General features: G+C 33.6%; 2 protein-coding genes. Both read left to right on the forward strand.

Translation table 11 applies throughout. From position 1 onward, the window contains the following. Positions 1 to 125 precede the first annotated feature (125 nt). A complete protein-coding gene (locus ACE1ET_RS20385) occupies positions 126 to 989 on the forward strand; it encodes a T9SS type A sorting domain-containing protein (RefSeq protein ID WP_375730272.1) in 864 nt (287 codons plus the stop codon). Positions 990 to 1161: 172 nt separating this feature from the next. Further along, positions 1162 to 1659, forward strand: a complete 498-nt coding sequence (locus ACE1ET_RS20390) for a hypothetical protein (protein WP_375730273.1) — start codon at positions 1162 to 1164, stop codon at positions 1657 to 1659. Positions 1660 to 1875: the final 216 nt, after the last annotated feature.

Below are 1875 nucleotides of genomic sequence, written 5' to 3' on the forward strand. Positions count from 1 at the left end.
GTATGCCGTCGTTTTCGGCTTGACAGTCTCCACTTCGTGGGACAGTCAACCGCACGACACCATACCGCGGGAACGTTAGGGGCAATTAAAACAATTTCAATAAACAATAACTTCAAAAAATTATCATGACTAAAAAGTACAAATTACTCTTTCTGATTACAGCTATCAGTTTTAACATTAATCTATATTGTCAAAATTATAGATCCATATTCGGAACTGATTCAACCCGGTGGAATATATCACATTCTATTCCTGATGCTATTTTTACAGATCAATTAATTGCTTTTGGAGATACAACGATTGAGGAAAAAATCTACAAAAAACTTTTTATTGATAATTATTCTCAAGGCTTTCTACGAGAGGACACAATTTCTGGAAAAATTTGGTATTTATCCTGGAATGGCTCTGAATATCTTGTAATGGATTTAGATAAAGAAAAAGGGGACCATTTTGATTTAATTTCTTACTATGACACCGTACAAATACAAATAGACAGTGTATTTTATAATGAGGGGCGTAAAAATCTGATAACTAATTATTATTTAGATGAATATGATTATGAAAAATTGCGTTTTATTGAAGGCATAGGCCCAAATAATGGTTTCTTTTTAGCATCTCATTCAGAGACACCGCCATCAGGATCGTATCTATTATGTTCATATAAAGATTCTGATTTAGAATACAGTAATGTATTTTTTGATGGTAATTGCTATTTAAATTGGACAAATATTCAGATTAACGAGATGGATAAAACCAAAGCAAATGTTTTTCCAAACCCGGTTTCATCTGAGGTGTCTTTCGAAATCAATTCGCCAACTCCTTCTGAATATAACATAACCATCTTAAACATAAATGGAAAAACATTAATTACTGAAACATTTTCTGAAAAAATTACCTTAAATGTGAATAATTTTACATCAGGAATATATTTTTATAAAATAAATGATTCAAAATCAATAATTCAGACGGGCAAATTAATGATAAAATAACTGCCCCTAACACGCGGTCATAGTGCATGCGGCTCTTATTATAATTTGCAAAACCGTATTCCGTATGCCGTCGTTTTCGGCTTGACTATCATCACTTCGTGTGACAGTCAACCGCACGACACCATACCGCGGGAACGTTAGGTGGCATTTACAAAAAATAAAAACTCAGAAATTGGATTATTTAGGAAAACATTATGGATTTGATACGTACTATCTTGATTTAATGGGAGAAAATTATAATGATGTCTTACCTAAAAATAATTGGTTCGGATTTGCAATAGCAAATAATAATTTTGATAATTCTGAGACTTCAACAATTACAAAATTTCTTAGACATTCAATAGATAGGGGGATATTAGCATTTCATGGGCAAGGATTATATGGAGGTAAGATTCATTTGACTTTGGACCTTTTAATAACCCAAATGGAAGTCAATGAAAATTATTCAGAGATTGACATAACCACAACAGGAGATAATGACACTGATTTAGCCAATGGATTTTGGGAATGTTATGGAGCTGCATGCTTACCTGATCGTACTGATTATGATACTGTAAAATTAGTTTGCATGAGTTTCGATCAGACTAATTATATGAAGGAATTAATCTCATTATTGCAAAGATTTAAAGATGGTTGGTTACCACCTGATGTTAATGAAAATAAGAAATAAAAATAAACGCCACCTAACACGCGGTCATAGTGCATGGCAGTACTTTTAAACAAAACAATTCAACGTTCGCTGCTAGCACCATTCGTCTTGACAGTTCCTATCCTTTCGGACAGAAACTGCCACGACACCATACCGCGGGAACGTTGTATTTAATACCGGGATTAGTTGTTTGATTATTTTAAACAGGCTTCCACCCTCTTTCGGCTGAAGCGGAGA

It is taken from the genome of Quyinboa mangrovi (assembly GCF_042219825.1).
In the GTDB taxonomy this organism is placed as follows: domain Bacteria; phylum Bacteroidota; class Bacteroidia; order Bacteroidales; family UBA5342; genus JBHJHP01.